Source organism: Castellaniella sp. (genome assembly GCF_036379515.1).
In the GTDB taxonomy this organism is placed as follows: Bacteria; Pseudomonadota; Gammaproteobacteria; order Burkholderiales; family Burkholderiaceae_B; genus Castellaniella.
In genome coordinates this window covers 1-17443 of sequence record NZ_DASVGN010000032.1, presented here as the reverse complement: position 1 = coordinate 17443, position 17443 = coordinate 1, and the positions used below count along the sequence as shown (strand labels likewise).

Here is a 17443-nt window from a genome sequence, read left to right as displayed (position 1 = left end):
TTGCCTAGTCAGATACTGAGGTATACAATTCTAGTATGCAAGCACCTCTCATCCCGCCGGAACACACAACGCAGTCCGGCTTCTACAGCAGTGATCCCGGGGATCTCGGGCCCGATCACAACGTCGGCCTTCTCCTGAAACACCTGCACATGCTGCTGCATCGTGTCATGGACCATAAGGCTTGCCCCCTGGGCCTGACGGCCTATCAGTGGCGCCCGCTGCTGCTCATTCACCACAAAGGCATAGACACGCCAGCAGAACTGGCACGCGCGCTCAACATCGACACCGGGGCCGTCACTCGGGCCTTGGACCGACTGGAGGCCAAGGGATTTCTTCAGCGCGAGCGTGCTTGCGACGACCGGCGCGTCGTCAAGATCGTGCTCACCGATGAGGGTCACCGAGTCACTTCGCGCATCCTGCCGCTCATCGCCGACACGCTGAACCTTCATCTGCAAGGCTTCTCTGAAGACGAATTCCGCATGCTCCTCAGCCTGCTCAAACGCATGATTGCCAATGGAGAGCACTATTTCGACGCACAGCCAGGCGACAAAAAATAGCCACTGCTCACTCATATCCATTGACAGGCCTTATATAATTGCCTAGTCAGATACAGTCAACATCAACAATATTCAGTTTTCTGTCAGCATGAAACGTCTGCTCCCCCTGTTGCTCGCTCTCTCGCTCTCGGCATGTGCCCAGATCGATCCTGGCCCATCCGCCGTCCAACCCGTCACGGCCCACTCGCTGGCGCTCGAAGCCCAGGCCCCCATCGCCTGGCCCGACACCCAATGGTGGACGCGCTATCAGGACCCTCAACTCAACGCACTGATTGCACAGGCCCTCAAATCCAGCCCCACCCTACAAGTGGCAACGGCACGGGTCCGCATGGCACAGGCCACCGCGCGGGGCGCCCGCGCTGTCCAATGGCCGCAGGTCAACGCCAATTACCACGTGACGCGTGAGCGGTTGAGCGAAACTTACATCTACCCGCCGCCACTGGGCGGGTCGTTCCAAACCGATACCGGCCTTGGCCTGGAGCTGGATTTCAACCTCGACCTATGGGGCAAGCAACGGTCACTGGCCAAAGCCGCAGGACAGCAAGCCCTGGCAGCACAGGCAGAGGCGCAACAAGCTCGCGCACTCCTGGTATCGGCCGTGTCTCAAAGCTACTTCCAGTTGCAAGACGCGCTGGCACAATCACAGGCCATAGAAACCATTGTGGGCAAACTGCAGAAGGCACTGGACATCACCCGCGACCGCTACCGCAACGGCCTGGGTACCCAGGTCGACGTAGACCAGGCGGATTCTGCGGTTTCAGCGGCACAAGTGCAGCTGGCCCAGGCACGCAACAACGTCAACCTGCTGCAGCATCAGTTGGCTGCCTTGTTGGGGATGGCACCCGAACAGCTGCCCGCCGTGGCCGCACAACACGGGCGCGCCCTGCCGCAAGGCGTACCTGAGCACATGCCCATGGCCTTGCTGGGGCGCCGCGCCGACATCGTCGCGGCTCGCCTGCAGGCCGAGGCAGCGGGTGCTGAGGTTTCCGCTGCAAAAGCGGACTTTCTGCCCAACGTGAACCTTTCCGTGGTGGCCAGCTACCTGTCTCTGGGGATGGACCAGCTGATTCGCAGCAGCAGCCGCAACGATAGTGTGGGCCCCGTCCTGACGCTCCCCATATTCAATGCGGGCGCACTCAACGCAAAGCTTGCTGGCCGCCGAGCCGCCCGCGATGCGGCCATCGCGCAATATAACGAGACGGTCCTGACGGCCCTGCGCGAAGTAGCCGACACCAGCGCCTCCATCCGTTCTTTGCAAGACCAGATCCAGCACCAGGAAGCCAGCCTGAAAGCGATCTCATCGGCCTACGACGTGGCACTCGACCGCTACCGCCAGGGGCTGGGTGACTTCGTCCAGGTCTTGCTCGCACAAAGCGAAGTCTTGAAGCAGACCATTCAGACCACCGATCTGCATGCGCGCGCCTACATTCTGGACGCTCAGCTGGAAACAGCCCTGGGTGGCGGCTACCAAGAGCCGACATCGGGTCAAACCACCCCTAAGACATCACATTAATTCCTTTGCCTCATTGAATCATGACTGAATCCAGTACCGGTACCAAGACCAAGGCCAAGACCAAGACCACTCGCAAGCGTCTGCTGGTGTGGGCCACGATCGTTTTCATTCTGATTGCCGTGCTCTACGGCGTGTGGTGGACGATCTACGCCTCTCATTACGAGTCCACCGACGACGCCTATGTTCACGGCAACCTCGTCCAGGTCAGTGCCCAGATTCCAGGAACGGTCACAGCCATCGACGCCGACGACACTCAGACCATTACTCAAGGGGCCCGCCTGGTCACGCTCGATGGCAGTGACACCGAAATCGCGCTGACACAGGCTGAACAATCTCTGGCACAGACCGTACGCCATACACAGACGCTGTTCGTGCAAAACGACGCTCTGGCAGCTGACGTCGCGGTGGGCGAGGCCAACGTGGAGCAAGCCGACACACAGCTGCACAAGGCTCAGAATGACCTGCAGCGGCGTAACGCCTTGCGCAACACGGGCGGGGTGAGTGGCGAAGAATTGCTGCACGCCCAGATCGCCGTCAAGTCAGCCCAAGCGGGCGTTGCTCAAGCCAAGGCAGCCCTTGCGGCGGCCAAAGCCAAACTCGCGACCAACCAGGCCCTGACGCGCGGCAGTACCGTCGCTAATCACCCGGACGTCCGGCAGGCCGCCGATCGAGTTCGGCAAGCCTGGCTCGCCAACGTGCGCACTCATGTGCTGGCACCTGTCAGCGGCATGGTGGCACAACGCTCGGTTCAACTGGGCCAACGCATCCAGCCGGGTACGCCCCTCATGACCATCGTTCCGCTGCAAAGCCTGTGGGTAGACGCCAACTTCAAGGAAAACCAGCTGGCTGACGTGGAACCAGGCCAAAAGGCCACGCTGGTCTCGGACTTCTACGGCAGCAAGGTGACCTATCACGGCACCGTGGTAGGCATCTCGGCGGGCAGCGGCAGCGCCTTTGCTCTGCTCCCTGCTCAAAATGCCAGCGGCAACTGGATCAAAGTGATCCAACGGGTCCCCGTGCGCATTGCACTGGACCCCGCCGAGCTGAAAAAGCACCCGTTGCGCGTGGGTCTGTCGATGACGGTTGATGTAGACCTGTCCACGACCCCAAAGACGGCTCCCAAAGGCGCACCCACGGCGGCCTCCCACACACCCGTCTACGACCATAGTCCGGCCGAGGTCAACGCCCTCATCCGGCACATCATTCAAGAAAACCTCGCCTCATGAGTCAAGCGTCTGCCTCTGCGCAGGCCTCTGAGAATAGCCACGCCGGCGCGTCGGCAGCAGAGGCTCTGTCCCCGTTGGAAGGCCGGGTACGGACCTTCGGCACGATTGCCCTGTCGGCAGCGGTGTTCATGAACGTGCTCGATTCTTCTATCGCCAACGTCTCGATACCGACCATCGCCGGCGACCTCGGCGTCAGCGCCACGCAAGGCACCTGGGTCATCACCTCCTTCGCGGTCGCCAACGCCATTACAGTCCCTCTGACGGGATGGCTGACGCAACGCTTTGGCCAAGTGCGCCTCTTCGTGCTCGCGGTGCTGCTGTTCGTGGCAACCTCGTGGCTATGCGGCCTGTCTTGGTCGCTGGAGTCGCTGGTGTTCTTTCGCGTCCTTCAGGGAGCGGTCTCGGGCCCCATGATTCCGCTTTCGCAGGCGCTGATGCTGGCGAGCTATCCGCGCGCCAAGGCCGGCATGGCACTTGCGCTTTGGTCCATGACCATTCTGGTAGGGCCCATCGCAGGCCCCGTTCTAGGGGGCTGGATCTCCGACAACTATGCCTGGTCGTGGATTTTCTACATCAACATCCCGGTGGGCATCCTGGCCGGTTGGGCCTCGTGGCAAATCTACAAGACTCGCGACAGCCGTCGCGTCAAGCTCCCCATCGACCGCATGGGCCTGTTCCTGCTCGTCGTATGGGTGGGCTCCCTGCAAGTGATGCTGGATAAAGGCAAGGACCTGGACTGGTTCGGCAGTCCCTTCATCGCCGTGCTGGCCATCGTGGCCGTCATTGCTTTCGTGTATTTCATCATCTGGGAACTGACAGCCAGCCACCCCGTCGTGGACCTGACCCTCTTCGCCGAGCGTAATTTCTCGGCAGGCACGGTGGCTCTTTCCATCGCCTACGGCGTGTTCTTCGGCACCGTCGTACTGTTGCCCTTGTGGTTGCAAAACACCATGGGATACACAGCCACCTGGGCCGGCATCGCGCTGGCTCCGGTAGGGGTACTGGCGATCATCCTCTCGCCCGTCGTGGGCAAGCTCATGACGCGCCTGGACCCCCGGATCATCGCAACCGTGGCGTTCCTGGTCTTTGCGCTCATCAGCTACATGCGCGCACTCTACAACACGCAAGTCGATCTCTTTGCCGTGATGCTGCCTACCTTCATTCAGGGCATCGCCATGGCCACGTTCTTCATCCCGCTGACGGCCATTTCGCTCTCAGGACTGCGTCACGACCGGATTCCGGCTGCAGCGGGTCTCACCAACTTCGTGCGACTGGTCTGCGGGGCGTTCGGTACCTCCATCACTACCACCCTCTGGGACAACCGCGCCACCCTGCACCACAGCCAGCTCACCGAAGTGGCCCGTCCCGGCGAGCCTGCCTTCGATCACATCATGGGGGGCCTCACGCATCTGGGGCTGACTCACCAACAAGGCGCCAAGCTGCTGGACGGGATCATCAATCAGCAGGCCTATACGATGTCGGCTACCGACTTCTTCTACGCCTCGGCCATTCTGTTCCTTGTGCTCATCAGCCTGATCTGGCTGGCGCGCCCCAAAACGGGCTCCGGAGGGCACGCCAGTGCCGCGCACTAGGCATAACGTCGCAGGATAAATTGTGCTATAGTTTCGCTTCTTCGCAATTCCCCGATAGCTCAGTCGGTAGAGCGACGGACTGTTAATCCGCAGGTCCCAGGTTCGAGCCCTGGTCGGGGAGCCAAGAAACACCAGTAGTATCAAGCATTTACCGCCACCTTGTCCGTGGCGGTTTTTGTTTGTGCGCCTGACTGTGCCGTAAATGTGACGTGGTTTGCCCAATGGGCCAGCGTTGCGCCGTCCATGTGCGCGTACTTCTTCACCATTTCCAGCGTCTCCCAGCCGCCCAATTCCTTCAGCACGAAAAGCGGGGTGCCCGCCTGGACATGCCAGCTGGCCCACGTGTGGCGCAGGTCGTGAAAATGGAAGTCGGCCAGCCCCACCCTGTCGCACGCCCGGGCGAACATTTTGGGGTCAACCTGCTTCTGGGGCTTGCCGTTGCGCGTGAATACCCGCTCTATGTGCGTACCGATGCGCCGCCGGATCACGGCGACCGCCTCAGCGTTCAGCGGCACCGCTCTGGCCCGACCAGACTTCGCATGGTCCGCTGTCACCCAGGCCCCTGACCGGGGTAGGTCCACGTCGGCCCACCTGAGCTTGAGGATTTCCCCGGCCCGCATGCCAGTAAGCAAGGCGAACTCCGCGGCGTCCTGAATCCAGGCACGAGAGAACGCGGCCAGCAAGGCCCGAGCCTGCTCATGCGTGGCCCAGCGGACTCTGACCTTTGGCTCGGGCGCCCGGCGCAACTTAGGGCCGCCAGCCAGCCAGCCCCATTCAGCCGCCAAGGACAGCATGCGGCCAATGGTGGACAGGTACCGGTTGCGCGTGGCTGCTGTCACCGGTCTGCGCTTCTGGTGCTTGCGCTCGGCATGGGTGGGCAGCGCGTCCAGTATCTCGTCGGTTGTCAAAGAACAAAGGGTGCGCCCTGCGAACTGCGCCTGCCAGAATGCAACATGTCGCACTTTGGTGGCGTAACTCTTGCGGCCCTCATACACCTGCAGCATCCGCAATGCCGCTTCCTCGAATGTGCGCTCCGGGGCATCGCCCAGCTTGTCCTGACGCCACAGATCGGCCTTCAGCCGGTCGTGGTACTCCTGGGCTTCGCGCCTGTTGCTCGTGCCAGTAGAGCGCCTAATTCTTTGGCCGCCTGGTGCTGCGATATCGAGCCACCAGGTAGCGCCGCGCTGTTTGATCGACATGTTGAATCTCCTGTTGATCGCAGCGCCAGCCGTACAACCTTGTAATGCGGTCTGCTGATTTTTTCAAGGGTCGAGGGCCAGACGCACCATTTGCGGCAGCCCGGAAGCCGGAAGCCGATCTCGTGGCGTCGGGCAAAGACAGTCTGGTACGACAGCCCCAAACGCTGGGCGGCGTCTTTGAGCGTGATAGCTTTTTCGTCAGCCACGGTCGGGCTCCTTCGCTGCACGGGCAGCGTCATACCCACGATCGAAGCCGTCCTCGAACAGCATTCGCGTCTCTATCGTTTCAGGCAAACTTGGTCGGACACCGAAGTAACTGTCTGATGCGGCATTGCACCCAGCCTCTTTCAGAGCCAGCATGTGTTCCATATCCTCCCGATCCTGGGCGCAGAGTTGCGCGGTCTTGCGCCTATCTTTTAGGCTCTGTTGATACTCGCCTTTGAGCTGGTCGGGCCAGTTGTCGGGCCACTTCTGCGCCTGGGCGGCAACGGGAGCGGCGTAGGCACGTTGTATAAGACCGCCCGAAAACACAGGTTCGGCGCTCTGGTCGCCACCATCTCCGTCGATCCAGTCCGTGTGCGGTATCCCTGTCTCACGATCCACGACGCGCCACGCCAGCTGCACCGGCTCCTGCGCTACAGGGGCGCTTGGCAGTTTGGCAGGCGACGAAAACACAATCGCCCAGGCGCGTTCATATGCCTCTCGAACTTCATCCGGCATGCGCCCGTAATGACGTTTGCGAAGCACATTGACCAGATCGAACAACGCACCGAGGATCACCGACGCCTCCGCGCTTGCGCCAGGACGGCTGCCAAAATGCTTCCGGACGCAATCAGCAAACCGCCGGATGTCAGCGGTGCCGATGATAGATGGCAGGCCGCCGTTGCGCGTCACGCCAGCGCATCCTAGTAGATCATCGTCGCTTGGCACCATTGCGAGATCATTCTCGACATGGTCCTGCCGGTCGGCTTTGACTGCAGCGCGTGCGTGGGCCATTACTTGATCCTCTGTGAAGAGCGCTGTCAGTTCTTCTGGGCTTGTCGTCGTTTGCCAATAGCCGCCGTTTTCGTCCAGATAGCCTACGGGTTCTGGAAGCTTGATTTCAGTCTCCGTCGTCATGATCGCTCCCAATAGTGAATAGACGGCGCTCCATGATGTGGCAGCTCGCAGCTACTCTTACAAGTACAAGAGGCCACCCGGCAATCACGAATGGCACAGCGACCAAGTCACTTACGCACACGTCATGCGGCAGATTGCGCAAGGTCAGCGCGACCAGAACGACTATGCCGACTAGCAAGTAAATTACGATCCAGATCATTTTTCCTCTCCCTGTTCCTGTGCGAGCGCAGCTTGTGCCGCAGCCTGCAGCACGTCGTATTCAGCGTTCCCGGCTGCCATCATTTCCACGATTTCGCGCAAGCGCCGGTTGTCTTCCATTGCGGCGTCTGCCACGGCATCAGAGTGCAGCGCCCTGGCTGATGCTTCACGCAGCCGCGCTATCTCTCGGTCTTTGTCGGCCACGAGCGCATCGATAGCTTCGCCAGGATCGTCCACAGTCTCAACTCCAGCACGTTCAAGAGCTGCGGCCCCGGACAGTGAGATGATCTCTTGCAAATCCTTCAGCCGCGCTATCTCCGCTGCCTGGGCGTCCAGGGCGTCGGCTATCTTGTAGTGCAGCGCAAAGTCTTCTTCGGCGCGTAGAGCAATCCATTGAGATCTGTTGCGCAGCTTCTGTGTGTCGATCATTTGATAGGCTCCAGGCAGGCTCACAGAGCTATGACAGCGGTCAAGGCGCCAGCGATAAAACAAGCGACGCCGATGGCAACGACCAGGGCGATTTCGGTTTTGGTCATCATCCCTCCTGCATCTTGGCCACGCCCGACCCATCGCAATCCGGACATGGCTCGCCACCCTCGTCGGGTTGGTAGTAGCTGGGGCCACCGATCCACCCGGTACCGCCGCAGGTCTCGCACGGGCCCGGCGGCAGGATCGCGTGACTGGTGTCATCGGGCTGGGATGTCTCTCTGCGCCGTTGTGCCCGCCTAATGCGGCTGTATGGGTTGCTCATGATTCCATCCTCCTGCCAATTTCAGCGGCTGCGCGAGTGATGGCAAGGCGGGTGGCTGCGTAAGGATCGCGAGCCGCATCCTCGTTGATCCAACCTGTATGGCTCGGGTTGCGGGCGCTTGCTTCTTCCATGGTCGGCAGGATGTTGATTTCCAGCTTCACCGCCAGCCGCAGCGCATCGCCATCGTTTGTGAGTGGGTCCCATGACACCCAGTCACCCTCGCGGTTCACGATGTAGCCAGGGTTTAGCGATTCACCGTCGTCCCACCATTCGAGCGTGATTCCGGCTGCCTTGGCGGCAGACTCAAACAGATCAACGTCAAATACGCGCTTTGGCGTGTGTATGGATGTCATGATTTCCCCTCAGCCTTGGCCAGAGCAGTAGTGCAGGGGGGCAGCGCATCGATCAGGTACTGACCAGCATTCGTGTAGCGCTCCCCTACGGTCATTTCTTGGCCGATTGCGTTCAGCGCTTTCAGGGCCAGCTTCAGCGCCTCGTACAGATCAGGCGCAGCGGCGATCAGGTGGGCGTCCGCCTCGGTGAAGCAGCCCTTGTAGTCTAGGCGACGGGTGTGTACACCGGACTTGCTGCGGTCTTCCCAGAACACCGCGTATCCGGGCTCGTTGAATGTCCCGATCGCTCTGGCGAGCCAGGGCCCCGGCGTGTGCTGTGTGCTCATGACCGCTCCGCTGCAAACATCTTCGCTGCCGCAGCATCAATATCCTGCCGTGCCTGCGCCCCACGCCGGAATGCCTCGGTGGCAATCCGCCGGACCTGAAACCGGAACAGCCGGGACTCGCGCGAATCGTCGGCAGGCCAGGACGCTCCGGACTGCTCAACGATGTCGCGCACAGTGTCGTAGTCCAGTTCGCGGATGTCGATGAAGGTGGTCATGCTCCGATCCCCTTCAGCGCCGCGTTGGCCATGTCGATGACGCCAGCCAACTTGGTGCGCTCGGCCTGCAGGCGCATAGCCTCGGCCTCGATCAGTTCCCGCTTCTCGGTGGCGGTGAACAGCGCCGTGACTTTGATGCGGCGCGACCCGTAGGTGATTTCGACGGACCCGCCGTCATGGCAGCCGTCATTGACGAAACTCTTGATACTGTCGAGCCTTTCGTCGATTGCACGAACGCGCTCGATTGCCTGTTTGATGTCCATGTCACTTCCTCAAATGGTCTATGCGTACCAGAACGGAACTGTTTCTCTGGCTCGCTCAAATTCGTCTGCAACTTCACCGTGGCCGATTTCGCGCAAGAACTGCATCACCGCATCGTCAGCATCGCCATGCGCCATTTCCGGGTCGCCTTTGTTTTGCGCGATATCACGCAGCCGCTCGATGACCTGATCCTTCGTCATGCCGCCATCTCCGCGACAGCGGTCGTTTCTGTGATGCGCCCGCCCTCAACCCAGTGCCCGACGACGCACGGAAAACTTGCGAAATTTGGCAATTTCTTGAACGTCCCAAACACCAGCGCCGTTTCGATCTTCCCGGCTTCGGCCAGCCGGTCCAGACCCGTGATGCAGTCCGCCCGCCCCTGTAGATCCAGGATGTCGAACTGATCCAACGCCACCAACCGCAGGCCCGAGAGCTCGGCCAGGGCCAGCGCGATCTGCGCATCCACGCGCCAGTGCTCCGACCCCGACAGCAGCGCGTAGGGCCGCCCGTAGGCGTGGATCGAAATGTCGTTACCGATGATCTCCACGCGAGGGAAATTGAGCATGCGGCAGATGCCGGCCAGCGCGAGATTCAGGGGCCCGAGGCACTTGCCCAGGACATCGGCAGGGATGCCGCCGGGTGAGAGTGCATCCACCGCTGCCTGCCAGTCCTGCACCTCGCGATGCGCGGCGGCGGCTTTCTCGGTGCGCTCCGTCGCTCGGGCGGCGGCCTGCTGTTCGGCCAGCCGGCTATTGAGGCTGGCGGTGGCCTGCGCCAGCTCGGTTTCGGCTGCACGCAGGAAATCTCGGATGCGGTCTACATCGGTCTGGCTGCCACGCTCCACGGGTTGCTGCAGCCGGGCACTGGCGGCCTTGGCGGCTTCGATGTCGCGCTGGTCGTTCGCCACGGCGCGCTGCATGAGATCGCGGGCCTTGCGGGCCTCGGGCAGTTGCGTGGCAGCCTCGGGATCAGCTTGAGCGTCTAGTTCACCGTACTCAGCCTCATAGACCTCCAACGCACCGACGTGCTCGTCCGGCACACTGACGCCGGATGCGTTCAGAAGCCATGCGACTGCCCGCGCCAGGTCATGCACCAGACCCACACGCGGCCCGGTACCGGCCCGCTGTTCCAGCTGCTGCACCTGTTCATCCCAACGCGCGAGGTCAGCCTGGTCCTGCTGCAACTTGACCGCCAGATCAGCGGCGCGCGCGGCCAGCTTCTCATCGGCGCCGTGCTGCTCTTCGGCCTGCAGCCAAGCTTTCAGCTTCTGCTCGGCCGCGCCCAACTCCGTGTGGCCGTTCGCGATGCGGTGCTGCAGGTTATCCACCAGGACCTGCAGCTTCGTGATGGCCGCTTCATCCACAGGGACCCCGACCGGTGCGGCCCAGGCCTCGGCTTTGACGTGCCCGTAGGTCTCGCCCGTGATGGCTTTCCAACTGGCCGTAGCATCGCGGCGGCACTCTTCGACGCGCTTCGCCATGCCCTGAAACCCAGCGTCGATCATGGGCGTGATGGCCTTGATGACAGCGTCGGTGAGCTTCCGAGCCCGCATAGCCGCGATGATGTCCTTGGGCTCGCTGCTCGCGCCAGTGATCGCAAACAGCAGGTTGCGGCGCTCATCGGACGTGGACCGGGCAAATGCCGCCGGGTCCAGGCAGTACGGCAGGGCTCGCATCTGCTTGTCCCAGGTGATCTGTGTCAGCCCGTGCACCAATTCCTGTTTGCCGTTCGGGGCCGTGAATGACGCCTGACCGCCGTCCAGCCCTAGCACGACGCTGCCGCGCTTTTCTTCGCCGTGCACCAGCTGGGCCAGGTCCTTTTTCTTGACCACGCGCTCGGGCATGCCCAGCAGGGCGGCGCGGACGGCTTCCCTGATGCTGGACTTGCCGACGCCGTTCTGACCGGCGAATACCGCGACGGACGTGGGCAGGGCGACATCCACGCTTTCGATGCCGACCAGATTGTCGATGGTGATGTGGGTAATCTTCATGCCGCCGCCTTTTCACCAAATTGCAGCTCTGGCTGCGGCTCAATCACGATGTTGACTTCGTCGGCAACAAACTCAGACAGCTGCGCCACCTCTGATCCGGTCGGCTGGATGCTGATGCCGAACGTCATTTCAACCAGATTGCCGTCCTTTGGCTTCAGGCTGAACTTGCCGACGTCCACACCGCCGTAACGGTATTCGAATATCGACAGATCGCAGTTCATGACGACGTTGGTGAACCCAATCGGGCTGATCGACATGTTCTTTACGGCGCCGATATCTGTGTAGAGGACGCTACGCAACCCTTCGTCAAAAAAGTCGAACATCGTGGCTGGGGCAGTGCACAGAAACTTGATGTCCACGGCCAGGATCTTCTCGTCATCCGGGCCTTCTTTGCGGATATTCAGGTGTCGAATTTCCGCACTGCCAGCGTATCGGAACTTGTCCATGGCCTACTCCAGGTCAAGTGCTGCGTTGCTGCGGCGCGCGGCGGGCTTGGGTGCCGGTGCCGGGGCCGGGTTCTCTGAAAATGGGTTGTCGTCCTCATCCACGACGCCATCGATTTCGTCACGGCGGTGCTGGTAGACGCGGTTGAGCTCGGGCTGGCGCGCGGGGTCGCAGTCCTGGATGCCGTCGGCGGCCAGGGAAAGCACGTCTTGGTCCTTGGCGGCTTTGATGCTGGCCAGGACCTTGTCGGCGTCGAGGTAGGCGGGGGCAGCCTCTTTCGCTGGCGTGTGGGCCCCCTTGTGTTGACCAACCGGTGCGGCGGCTGCGGTATCGGCAGGCGTGACGTCTGATGCGGCGCTCTGATCGTCGCCGTCGCCTTCGTCGTCGCCGTCGTCCATCGGCGTGATGTAGTCGCCATCCAGAACGTTATCCAGCGCCTGTGAGCGGCCAACGCTGCTCAGCTCATCCAGGGCAGCTGCTGATGCCATTTCGATCGACACCGGCAGATACTTCACCAGGCGGCGAAGCACGGTCTTGCGGCCCATCTCCGCGTAGTGCTGGTCCCACACGGTGGCTCGCTTGTCGCGGGCGAACTTGTAGTTCTGGCTGTTGTCGCGGATTTCGTTGATCTGCTCGGCGCTCATGACCTCAAAGGCGTGGCCACCGCCCACCAGCTTGGCCACCGCGTAGAACGCGATCACAGGACCGCGCGCGCCCATGGTGGGTTTGTGCACCAGCGTTTCGTCCAGACCGTAGCTGTAGGCAAATTCGTCGTGCTCGCAGACCTCGTGCGCCGCGATGCTCACGATCTGCCCGGACCGGCGGGCAAGATCGATCAGCCCCTTGTAGCCCAGCACAATCTGAACCTCAGTCACGCCCTTCTTGCGATTCTCGAAGGGGATCAAGTAGGCGTGGCCAAGAGGCGTATTCGGTTCCAGCCCCAGCTGCGAGCAATGCACCACGGCGCCCATGAGAGATTCGACGCTGCAGTTCATGAGTTTCGGCGTGGTGCGCAGAGCGCCCAGGGCGATCTTGAGCATGCGATCAGGATTGACGTGCTTAGGGAGCACTGCCATCAGCGTGCCCTTCTGGCTCTCGAAAAACTTCTTCACATTGCCGATACCGGCGTCACGAGCGACCATCTTCGAGGTGCGCTTGAGCTCGACAATCGAGGTTGCGGGATTTGCAGCCATGGGAAATCTCCTGTCAGTAAATATCAACGTCGGTCAGCGCCCAACGGGGCAGCGACACGGTTTCAACGGCAGTCGAATACCCAGGCCACTGGCCGGATTTCAGACACTGCGCATAGGTTTCGAGGTTGCGGTGGTATTCGGCCCTGCCCTGCTCCATGGCGTCGTCGTCGAGCATCGTGACGCTCGCCGCATAGGGGTATTCGGTCTCAACCGCGAGAAAAAGGAAGGCAAGCACGTCCACGAACGCAGCTTTGGCGAATCCGTCTGAGTAGTACGCGGCCTGTACGTGGTAGCGCATGCGGGCGACCTGGCGGGCAAACTCGTGCGGGGTGGCGTTGCTGTACGTCTTCACGTCCACGAGGATTGCGCGGGCGGGTCCAGCGTCATGCACCCAGTCGGGACGACAGCGGCACAGGATGCCCGTCGTGGGGTCTTGCCAATACGCGGATACTTCGGGGCCCCCATGGTCGAGCGCTTCCCGGACATCTGGAAGACGATGCACAGATTCAGCCTGACGCATTGCTGTTTCACGCTGGTCCGGCTTGATGGCCGTGACGCCTGGCGGCAAGCTGGCCACAAATTCCTTCCAGGCCTTCGTGGCGCGCGAAACGTCCGGGCCCACCGCATAACGTTTGTCGAACTCTGCAGGCTCCAGGATCGCGCAATGGGCAAGGTGCCCGACCAGGCGCGCCGTGGTTTCGTCGTCCTCGCGGGGTGGGCGGGCCGGGTCCAGATACTCGGCGTAGTAGTGCGCTGGGCTTCGCTCGATCAGGTCCAGCCCGGTCTTGCTGATGGCTGTGGTGTCAGCGTGGTAGGCGTCGATGTCCAGGTCCGGGTACAGGCCGGGTGATCGGGCGATCGGTTCGGCGAGTGCGTTCATACTGGTTCCTCGCAATAGCGATCTTCGGCCTCTTGCGCCGCAATAATCTCTTGCTCGACGGCGCGCGTGTCCACGTCAGTCATCTTGCGGGCAAGCCACGGTGCGGGCCGGCCGCGAGAATCCAGCACCTCGAAGTCGATCTCTGTGTAGCCGTAGCAGTCGCGGTCGCTATCTGCCATCGAGCCCATGGGGCGCTGGCTGATGAAGTGAGTCACGTCGACCTGGCACGGGATGCCGCAAATGTGGGTGTCGAGAATCATTGCTGCACCTCGTACCCGGCCATAGCTGCGGTCTCTGCGAACGAGTCGAAGATCTGCGGGAACGCCGCCTCGAGCCCTACACGGCTATCGTGGTCAGGTGCTGCGAGCCATGCGGCCGCAAGAGCTTGATCAAAGCTGTTGCCGATACGCGCCATGAGCTGCACGCCTGCTTTCATTTCGGAGGCCATCAGATCACCCCGAAGAAGATCAGTCCGAACCCGATAAGTGCGAGCACTGCCACCAGGTCATAGCGGTCCACGCGCATCGATGCTGGCGTGTGGATGGCCGGGAAGATTTCTATCGGGGCCGCCGGGTCGCGCAGGCAACCGACCGTGACGCGTGATTCACCCTGGGGACGCAGAGCCGGAGCTTTGTCGTGCGCTGGTGCTTGCCAGCGTGCGGCGCGACGACGCGCTTGCAGATAACGTGCGTTGATGATTCCGTGCTTGCCCATCTGTGTCTCCCGCGTCTGTTGTGACGATGGGAGAATGATACCTATAGGTAATTTTAATGTCAATACCTACAGGTAATTCAAGAACACAAAATTATTTTTATCGGTTCGAAAAAGTTGATAGCTAGTCCGAGCCTCCAGGCTGTCGTATTATTTAGTCACACGGAAGGGAGAGACTATGCGTGGTCTTCTAGTACTGCTCGGGTTCGTCTCGATGCTCGCGCTTGGTTTGGCGCAAGTTGCTGTAGGCGCCATGGGGTTGGAGCTGTGGATCGGGAGGTGGGCTTGGGTGGTGGTCGTCGTGTGCTTGACGTTCCGGTTTCTACTGCCGTTGACGATTGCCTCGTACTTCGGTGCGACAGTCACTTTTGGGTGGTCATGGTACTGGGCGCTTTTGTTCGCAGTCCCTGGCTTAGCCTTAGCGATCCCCAGCATGGTTGCAGCAATAATGAGCGACATCATGAATCACTTGAGGCTGGGATCGACACAGCGCGCAGCGCGCACGCCTGTCACCGCTGCGCCGGACAAAAAAGCAGGTCTTTACGGCATTGGCGGGTGGCTAACGGTGCTCATTGCGCTCTTCATACTAAGGGCGCTCGGGGCGCTGGGCAGCACATACGCTGATCTTCAGTCTGCGTCTCAGATGCTATCAGCCGCATACGCGGAATATTGGCCAACGTTCGTCGCCATGGTCTGGTCGACCACGTGGCTGGCAGCGATCATGAGTTTCGTGGCCGGGTGGCGCCTGTTGCGTCAGCGCGACTCGAGTGTGCCTCGATTCGCGATACTGGTCTTGTGGGTATCCGGTCCGGCGGCGAGTCTGGCCGCAGACGCCGAACTCTATTGGTTGATATGGCCGGCCACGGACGCACTGTCGATTGGTAATCTCTTCGGGTCACTCATCGGCGCTGTAGTTTTCGCATCGGTCTGGACCCTTTACTTGAAACAGTCGTGGCGCGTGCGGAACACATACGGACGCGCGTTGGGCGCTGGGGTGCTCAGGCGACGCTGAATCAGCTCCAGAAGGCGCGGCCTAACCCTTCCGTAGCGTCCACCAAGCCAGCACCTTGCCGCACACCACAATGTCTTGCTCGGCCATGTGGCGCAGGTCGTACCGTTCTTCGTCCGGGTATTCAGCCGTGTTGTCGCTGCGGATGATGAGCGTGCCGTTCGACAGGATCATGGCCTTCTTCAGGATGAAGCGCCCGGCCACGTCCAGCACATAGACACCTGCAGCGTCGATGGTGTGGCACTCCACATCCACGAACACCAGGTCCTTGTCCTGGATTGTGGGTGCCATGCTGTTGCCGTTGCCCGTCAGAATCTTGATCTTTGTCGGGTTCGTGCTGCCGACGTGCTGACGCACCCATTGCTCCAGAACATCCAGATACTGAACTATCTGAACGGGCTCAGAAATCGTGGCACCGCGTCCCATGGATGGACGCGGTGAAAGATGCTCCAAGCGCACGTAACCTACTGGTGGTCGCGTTGTAGCCGCTCGAACAATCGCGGCGCCTGTTGATTCGTCCATCCATCCGGGAAACGCCCGGTTCAGTGCGTCCACAGAGTCCTCCCCAATACGCTTGTACCCATCCTTTGTGGGCGGGTACAGCATTCTCGAAACGTAGCTCGGGTCTTTACCGATTGCCTCAGCAATCTGACGTATCGCACCGCGTCCAAGTTTCTCGCGCAAGGCTTGGAGTGCCACTCGTCGCTCGTCATATTTATCCATAGCAAGATTTCAGCAATTAGTTACCTACAAGTAAATGTCCTATGGGTATTGACTGATACGTTACCTATAGGTAAGATTCATGCATGGAACGCCTACGTCGATACCTCAATAGCCTCAGTCGCGCAGATCAGGACGACTACGCGCGCCGCTGCCATACCACCGTCGGATATCTGCGCAAGGCGCTCTCGACGAAACCGAGCCTCGACGGTGCGCTTGCGCGGGCGCTTGATGAAGAGTCAAGCGGATTCGTTCGGCGCGAAGAACTGCGCCCTGACATCTGGCCGGAACTCATCGAGGCTGAGCATGCGTGAAATCTTCACCCTACCCGCTGGCACGATCTGCAAGCGCAACGGAATTCCCTTCGCGCTGGTCGAGGAAACCAAAATTTCGACCCATCCCGGAAACATCGAAATGATCCGGAAGGGGTTCGTGCCGATGGTAGATGAGCGTGGCTCGACTACAGGTTCTTGTTCAGCCAATCCACGCAGTTCTGCGGCAGATTCAGGGACGCCCAAGCCGAGCCTACCGGAATGACCAGCAGCACATCGTTTCCATCCAGAGCAGAGTGCAGAGAGTCGCGCACCTGCGCAGCAGTCAGAGGCGTCTTGATGATGTACGTGGAATCCAAGCAATGCCACCAGCCCGGATACAGGCGCTCGATAAGCGCCTTGAGTGCTTCGTACCGCTGTCCGAGTTTATGCAAGTCGTATCCGATCAGATATGCAGCCATGCCTGTCTCCTCTCCCAAAGGGTTGTTGTGTGAGAACTCCAATCATAAGGGGGAGGAGCCGGGCGCCAATGCACCCGAGCGGGACAAGAAGGTTCCGATCGGGCCGCTGGATGTGTGAGGTGATTTCCATGAACCCATCATCACCTGACGCGCCCGAAAGCACCCGCAAGATCGGTGCACAGATTCAGGCGGTCATCTTGCAGCGTCTTGCAGACGTGACGCAGGAGCATGCAGCCGCTTGCATGGGTGTGTCACCCAGTACGGTCAGCCGGGCCGTGACAGACGACCTGGAGCGCATCTGCCAGATCCTGGCCGTGATAGGCCTGCAAGTGTCAGCGACGGATTCCATGGTGGTCGAGCCAGAAGAAATGCGGGCCTTAAAGCGCATGGCGCTCAAGTATCTGCAGGCCGACCTGGCGCAAGACGATCATGGAGCCGCTCATGGCTGAATCC

24 protein-coding genes and 1 tRNA gene are annotated in these 17443 nt (G+C 60.9%); 8 read left to right on the top strand and 17 right to left on the bottom strand.

Features of this window, described 5'->3' with window-relative positions; genetic code table 11:
- The first annotated feature begins 35 nt into the window (after window positions 1–35).
- The 5 genes from VF285_RS11370 (at window position 36) to VF285_RS11350 (ending at window position 5012) form a co-directional block, all read left to right on the top strand.
- Entirely contained in the window at window positions 36–557 is a 522-nt protein-coding gene (locus tag VF285_RS11370) for a MarR family transcriptional regulator (protein ID WP_346952741.1), read from the top strand.
- A gap of 88 nt (window positions 558–645) precedes the next feature.
- Complete coding sequence (locus VF285_RS11365) at window positions 646–2070, top strand: efflux transporter outer membrane subunit (RefSeq protein WP_346952740.1); 1425 nt, start codon at window positions 646–648, stop codon at window positions 2068–2070.
- 20 nt (window positions 2071–2090) lie between these two features.
- Window positions 2091–3296 (top strand): HlyD family efflux transporter periplasmic adaptor subunit, encoded by a 1206-nt coding sequence (locus VF285_RS11360; protein WP_346952739.1) that lies wholly within the window; start codon window positions 2091–2093, stop codon window positions 3294–3296.
- Window positions 3293–4888 carry a DHA2 family efflux MFS transporter permease subunit gene (locus VF285_RS11355; protein WP_346952738.1) on the top strand — a complete coding sequence of 532 codons (1596 nt, stop codon included), beginning with the start codon at window positions 3293–3295 and terminating at the stop codon, window positions 4886–4888. Before VF285_RS11360 ends, VF285_RS11355 begins: the two co-directional genes overlap by 4 nt.
- A 48-nt stretch (window positions 4889–4936) precedes the next feature.
- Window positions 4937–5012 (top strand) — tRNA-Asn (locus VF285_RS11350).
- 16 nt (window positions 5013–5028) lie between these two features.
- Here the strand turns inward: VF285_RS11350 and VF285_RS11345 are convergent.
- The 15 genes from VF285_RS11345 to VF285_RS11275 all read right to left on the bottom strand — a co-directional run bounded on the left by VF285_RS11345 (window position 5029) and on the right by VF285_RS11275 (window position 14531).
- Entirely contained in the window at window positions 5029–6087 is a 1059-nt protein-coding gene (locus VF285_RS11345; protein ID WP_346952737.1) for a site-specific integrase, read from the bottom strand.
- Between the two features lie 198 nt (window positions 6088–6285).
- On the bottom strand, window positions 6286–7206 hold the full coding sequence (locus VF285_RS11340) for a hypothetical protein (RefSeq protein WP_346952736.1): 921 nt from the start codon (window positions 7204–7206) through the stop codon (window positions 6286–6288).
- Window positions 7207–7401: 195 nt separating this feature from the next.
- Complete coding sequence (locus VF285_RS11335) at window positions 7402–7833, bottom strand: hypothetical protein (protein WP_346952735.1); 432 nt, start codon at window positions 7831–7833, stop codon at window positions 7402–7404.
- Window positions 7834–8151: 318 nt separating this feature from the next.
- A complete protein-coding gene (locus tag VF285_RS11330) occupies window positions 8152–8508 on the bottom strand; it encodes a hypothetical protein (RefSeq protein ID WP_346952734.1) in 357 nt (118 codons plus the stop codon).
- A complete protein-coding gene (locus VF285_RS11325) occupies window positions 8505–8834 on the bottom strand; it encodes a hypothetical protein (RefSeq protein WP_346952733.1) in 330 nt (109 codons plus the stop codon). Before VF285_RS11325 ends, VF285_RS11330 begins: the two co-directional genes overlap by 4 nt.
- Window positions 8831–9049: a hypothetical protein gene (locus tag VF285_RS11320; RefSeq protein ID WP_346952732.1), complete on the bottom strand. Its 219-nt coding sequence runs from the start codon at window positions 9047–9049 to the stop codon at window positions 8831–8833. The genes VF285_RS11325 and VF285_RS11320 overlap by 4 nt, the downstream gene beginning before the upstream one ends.
- Window positions 9046–9312: a hypothetical protein gene (locus tag VF285_RS11315; RefSeq protein ID WP_346952731.1), complete on the bottom strand. Its 267-nt coding sequence runs from the start codon at window positions 9310–9312 to the stop codon at window positions 9046–9048. The genes VF285_RS11320 and VF285_RS11315 overlap by 4 nt, the downstream gene beginning before the upstream one ends.
- 18 nt (window positions 9313–9330) lie before the next feature.
- The gene (locus VF285_RS11310; RefSeq protein WP_346952730.1) at window positions 9331–9510 is read right to left on the bottom strand and encodes a hypothetical protein; all 180 of its coding nucleotides are present in this window, start codon (window positions 9508–9510) and stop codon (window positions 9331–9333) included.
- Entirely contained in the window at window positions 9507–11300 is a 1794-nt protein-coding gene (locus tag VF285_RS11305; protein WP_346952729.1) for an AAA family ATPase, read from the bottom strand. Before VF285_RS11305 ends, VF285_RS11310 begins: the two co-directional genes overlap by 4 nt.
- Window positions 11297–11746, bottom strand: a complete 450-nt coding sequence (locus VF285_RS11300; protein WP_346952728.1) for a hypothetical protein — start codon at window positions 11744–11746, stop codon at window positions 11297–11299. The genes VF285_RS11305 and VF285_RS11300 overlap by 4 nt, the downstream gene beginning before the upstream one ends.
- A gap of 3 nt (window positions 11747–11749) precedes the next feature.
- Complete coding sequence (locus VF285_RS11295; protein ID WP_346952727.1) at window positions 11750–12937, bottom strand: recombinase RecT; 1188 nt, start codon at window positions 12935–12937, stop codon at window positions 11750–11752.
- A gap of 13 nt (window positions 12938–12950) precedes the next feature.
- Entirely contained in the window at window positions 12951–13817 is an 867-nt protein-coding gene (locus tag VF285_RS11290; protein ID WP_346952726.1) for a PD-(D/E)XK nuclease-like domain-containing protein, read from the bottom strand.
- Entirely contained in the window at window positions 13814–14077 is a 264-nt protein-coding gene (locus VF285_RS11285; protein WP_346952725.1) for a hypothetical protein, read from the bottom strand. Before VF285_RS11285 ends, VF285_RS11290 begins: the two co-directional genes overlap by 4 nt.
- Window positions 14074–14265 (bottom strand): hypothetical protein, encoded by a 192-nt coding sequence (locus tag VF285_RS11280; RefSeq protein WP_346952724.1) that lies wholly within the window; start codon window positions 14263–14265, stop codon window positions 14074–14076. The genes VF285_RS11285 and VF285_RS11280 overlap by 4 nt, the downstream gene beginning before the upstream one ends.
- On the bottom strand, window positions 14265–14531 hold the full coding sequence (locus VF285_RS11275; RefSeq protein WP_346952723.1) for a hypothetical protein: 267 nt from the start codon (window positions 14529–14531) through the stop codon (window positions 14265–14267). The genes VF285_RS11280 and VF285_RS11275 overlap by 1 nt, the downstream gene beginning before the upstream one ends.
- Before the next feature lie 175 nt (window positions 14532–14706).
- On the opposite strand from VF285_RS11275, the gene VF285_RS11270 reads away from it, so the two are divergent.
- Complete coding sequence (locus VF285_RS11270; protein ID WP_346952722.1) at window positions 14707–15540, top strand: DUF2569 family protein; 834 nt, start codon at window positions 14707–14709, stop codon at window positions 15538–15540.
- 21 nt (window positions 15541–15561) lie between these two features.
- On the opposite strand, the gene VF285_RS11265 is transcribed toward VF285_RS11270, so the two are convergent.
- Window positions 15562–15990, bottom strand: a complete 429-nt coding sequence (locus VF285_RS11265; protein ID WP_346952721.1) for a S24 family peptidase — start codon at window positions 15988–15990, stop codon at window positions 15562–15564.
- Window positions 15991–16343: 353 nt separating this feature from the next.
- Here VF285_RS11265 and VF285_RS11260 point away from each other — a divergent pair, with 353 nt between their 5' ends.
- On the top strand, window positions 16344–16571 hold the full coding sequence (locus VF285_RS11260) for a Cro/Cl family transcriptional regulator (protein ID WP_346952720.1): 228 nt from the start codon (window positions 16344–16346) through the stop codon (window positions 16569–16571).
- A gap of 146 nt (window positions 16572–16717) precedes the next feature.
- On the opposite strand, the gene VF285_RS11255 is transcribed toward VF285_RS11260, so the two are convergent.
- On the bottom strand, window positions 16718–16990 hold the full coding sequence (locus VF285_RS11255) for a hypothetical protein (RefSeq protein ID WP_346952719.1): 273 nt from the start codon (window positions 16988–16990) through the stop codon (window positions 16718–16720).
- A 128-nt stretch (window positions 16991–17118) separates the two neighbouring features.
- On the opposite strand from VF285_RS11255, the gene VF285_RS11250 reads away from it, so the two are divergent.
- On the top strand, window positions 17119–17439 hold the full coding sequence (locus tag VF285_RS11250) for a CII family transcriptional regulator (RefSeq protein WP_346952718.1): 321 nt from the start codon (window positions 17119–17121) through the stop codon (window positions 17437–17439).
- Window positions 17440–17443: the final 4 nt, after the last annotated feature.

Coding starts and splice junctions, on each gene's coding strand:
- VF285_RS11300 (WP_346952728.1), bottom strand. CDS start 11,746: ATGGACAAGTTCCGATACGCTGGCAGTGCGGAAATTCGACACCTGAAT.
- VF285_RS11340 (WP_346952736.1), bottom strand. CDS start 7,206: ATGACGACGGAGACTGAAATCAAGCTTCCAGAACCCGTAGGCTATCTG.
- VF285_RS11330 (WP_346952734.1), bottom strand. CDS start 8,508: ATGACATCCATACACACGCCAAAGCGCGTATTTGACGTTGATCTGTTT.
- VF285_RS11295 (WP_346952727.1), bottom strand. CDS start 12,937: ATGGCTGCAAATCCCGCAACCTCGATTGTCGAGCTCAAGCGCACCTCG.
- VF285_RS11325 (WP_346952733.1), bottom strand. CDS start 8,834: ATGAGCACACAGCACACGCCGGGGCCCTGGCTCGCCAGAGCGATCGGG.
- VF285_RS11250 (WP_346952718.1), top strand. CDS start 17,119: ATGAACCCATCATCACCTGACGCGCCCGAAAGCACCCGCAAGATCGGT.
- VF285_RS11360 (WP_346952739.1), top strand. CDS start 2,091: ATGACTGAATCCAGTACCGGTACCAAGACCAAGGCCAAGACCAAGACC.
- VF285_RS11345 (WP_346952737.1), bottom strand. CDS start 6,087: ATGTCGATCAAACAGCGCGGCGCTACCTGGTGGCTCGATATCGCAGCA.
- VF285_RS11310 (WP_346952730.1), bottom strand. CDS start 9,510: ATGACGAAGGATCAGGTCATCGAGCGGCTGCGTGATATCGCGCAAAAC.
- VF285_RS11335 (WP_346952735.1), bottom strand. CDS start 7,833: ATGATCGACACACAGAAGCTGCGCAACAGATCTCAATGGATTGCTCTA.
- VF285_RS11365 (WP_346952740.1), top strand. CDS start 646: ATGAAACGTCTGCTCCCCCTGTTGCTCGCTCTCTCGCTCTCGGCATGT.
- VF285_RS11255 (WP_346952719.1), bottom strand. CDS start 16,990: ATGGCTGCATATCTGATCGGATACGACTTGCATAAACTCGGACAGCGG.
- VF285_RS11370 (WP_346952741.1), top strand. CDS start 36: ATGCAAGCACCTCTCATCCCGCCGGAACACACAACGCAGTCCGGCTTC.
- VF285_RS11315 (WP_346952731.1), bottom strand. CDS start 9,312: ATGGACATCAAACAGGCAATCGAGCGCGTTCGTGCAATCGACGAAAGG.
- VF285_RS11260 (WP_346952720.1), top strand. CDS start 16,344: ATGGAACGCCTACGTCGATACCTCAATAGCCTCAGTCGCGCAGATCAG.
- VF285_RS11270 (WP_346952722.1), top strand. CDS start 14,707: ATGCGTGGTCTTCTAGTACTGCTCGGGTTCGTCTCGATGCTCGCGCTT.
- VF285_RS11305 (WP_346952729.1), bottom strand. CDS start 11,300: ATGAAGATTACCCACATCACCATCGACAATCTGGTCGGCATCGAAAGC.
- VF285_RS11290 (WP_346952726.1), bottom strand. CDS start 13,817: ATGAACGCACTCGCCGAACCGATCGCCCGATCACCCGGCCTGTACCCG.
- VF285_RS11275 (WP_346952723.1), bottom strand. CDS start 14,531: ATGGGCAAGCACGGAATCATCAACGCACGTTATCTGCAAGCGCGTCGT.
- VF285_RS11320 (WP_346952732.1), bottom strand. CDS start 9,049: ATGACCACCTTCATCGACATCCGCGAACTGGACTACGACACTGTGCGC.
- VF285_RS11280 (WP_346952724.1), bottom strand. CDS start 14,265: ATGGCCTCCGAAATGAAAGCAGGCGTGCAGCTCATGGCGCGTATCGGC.
- VF285_RS11355 (WP_346952738.1), top strand. CDS start 3,293: ATGAGTCAAGCGTCTGCCTCTGCGCAGGCCTCTGAGAATAGCCACGCC.
- VF285_RS11285 (WP_346952725.1), bottom strand. CDS start 14,077: ATGATTCTCGACACCCACATTTGCGGCATCCCGTGCCAGGTCGACGTG.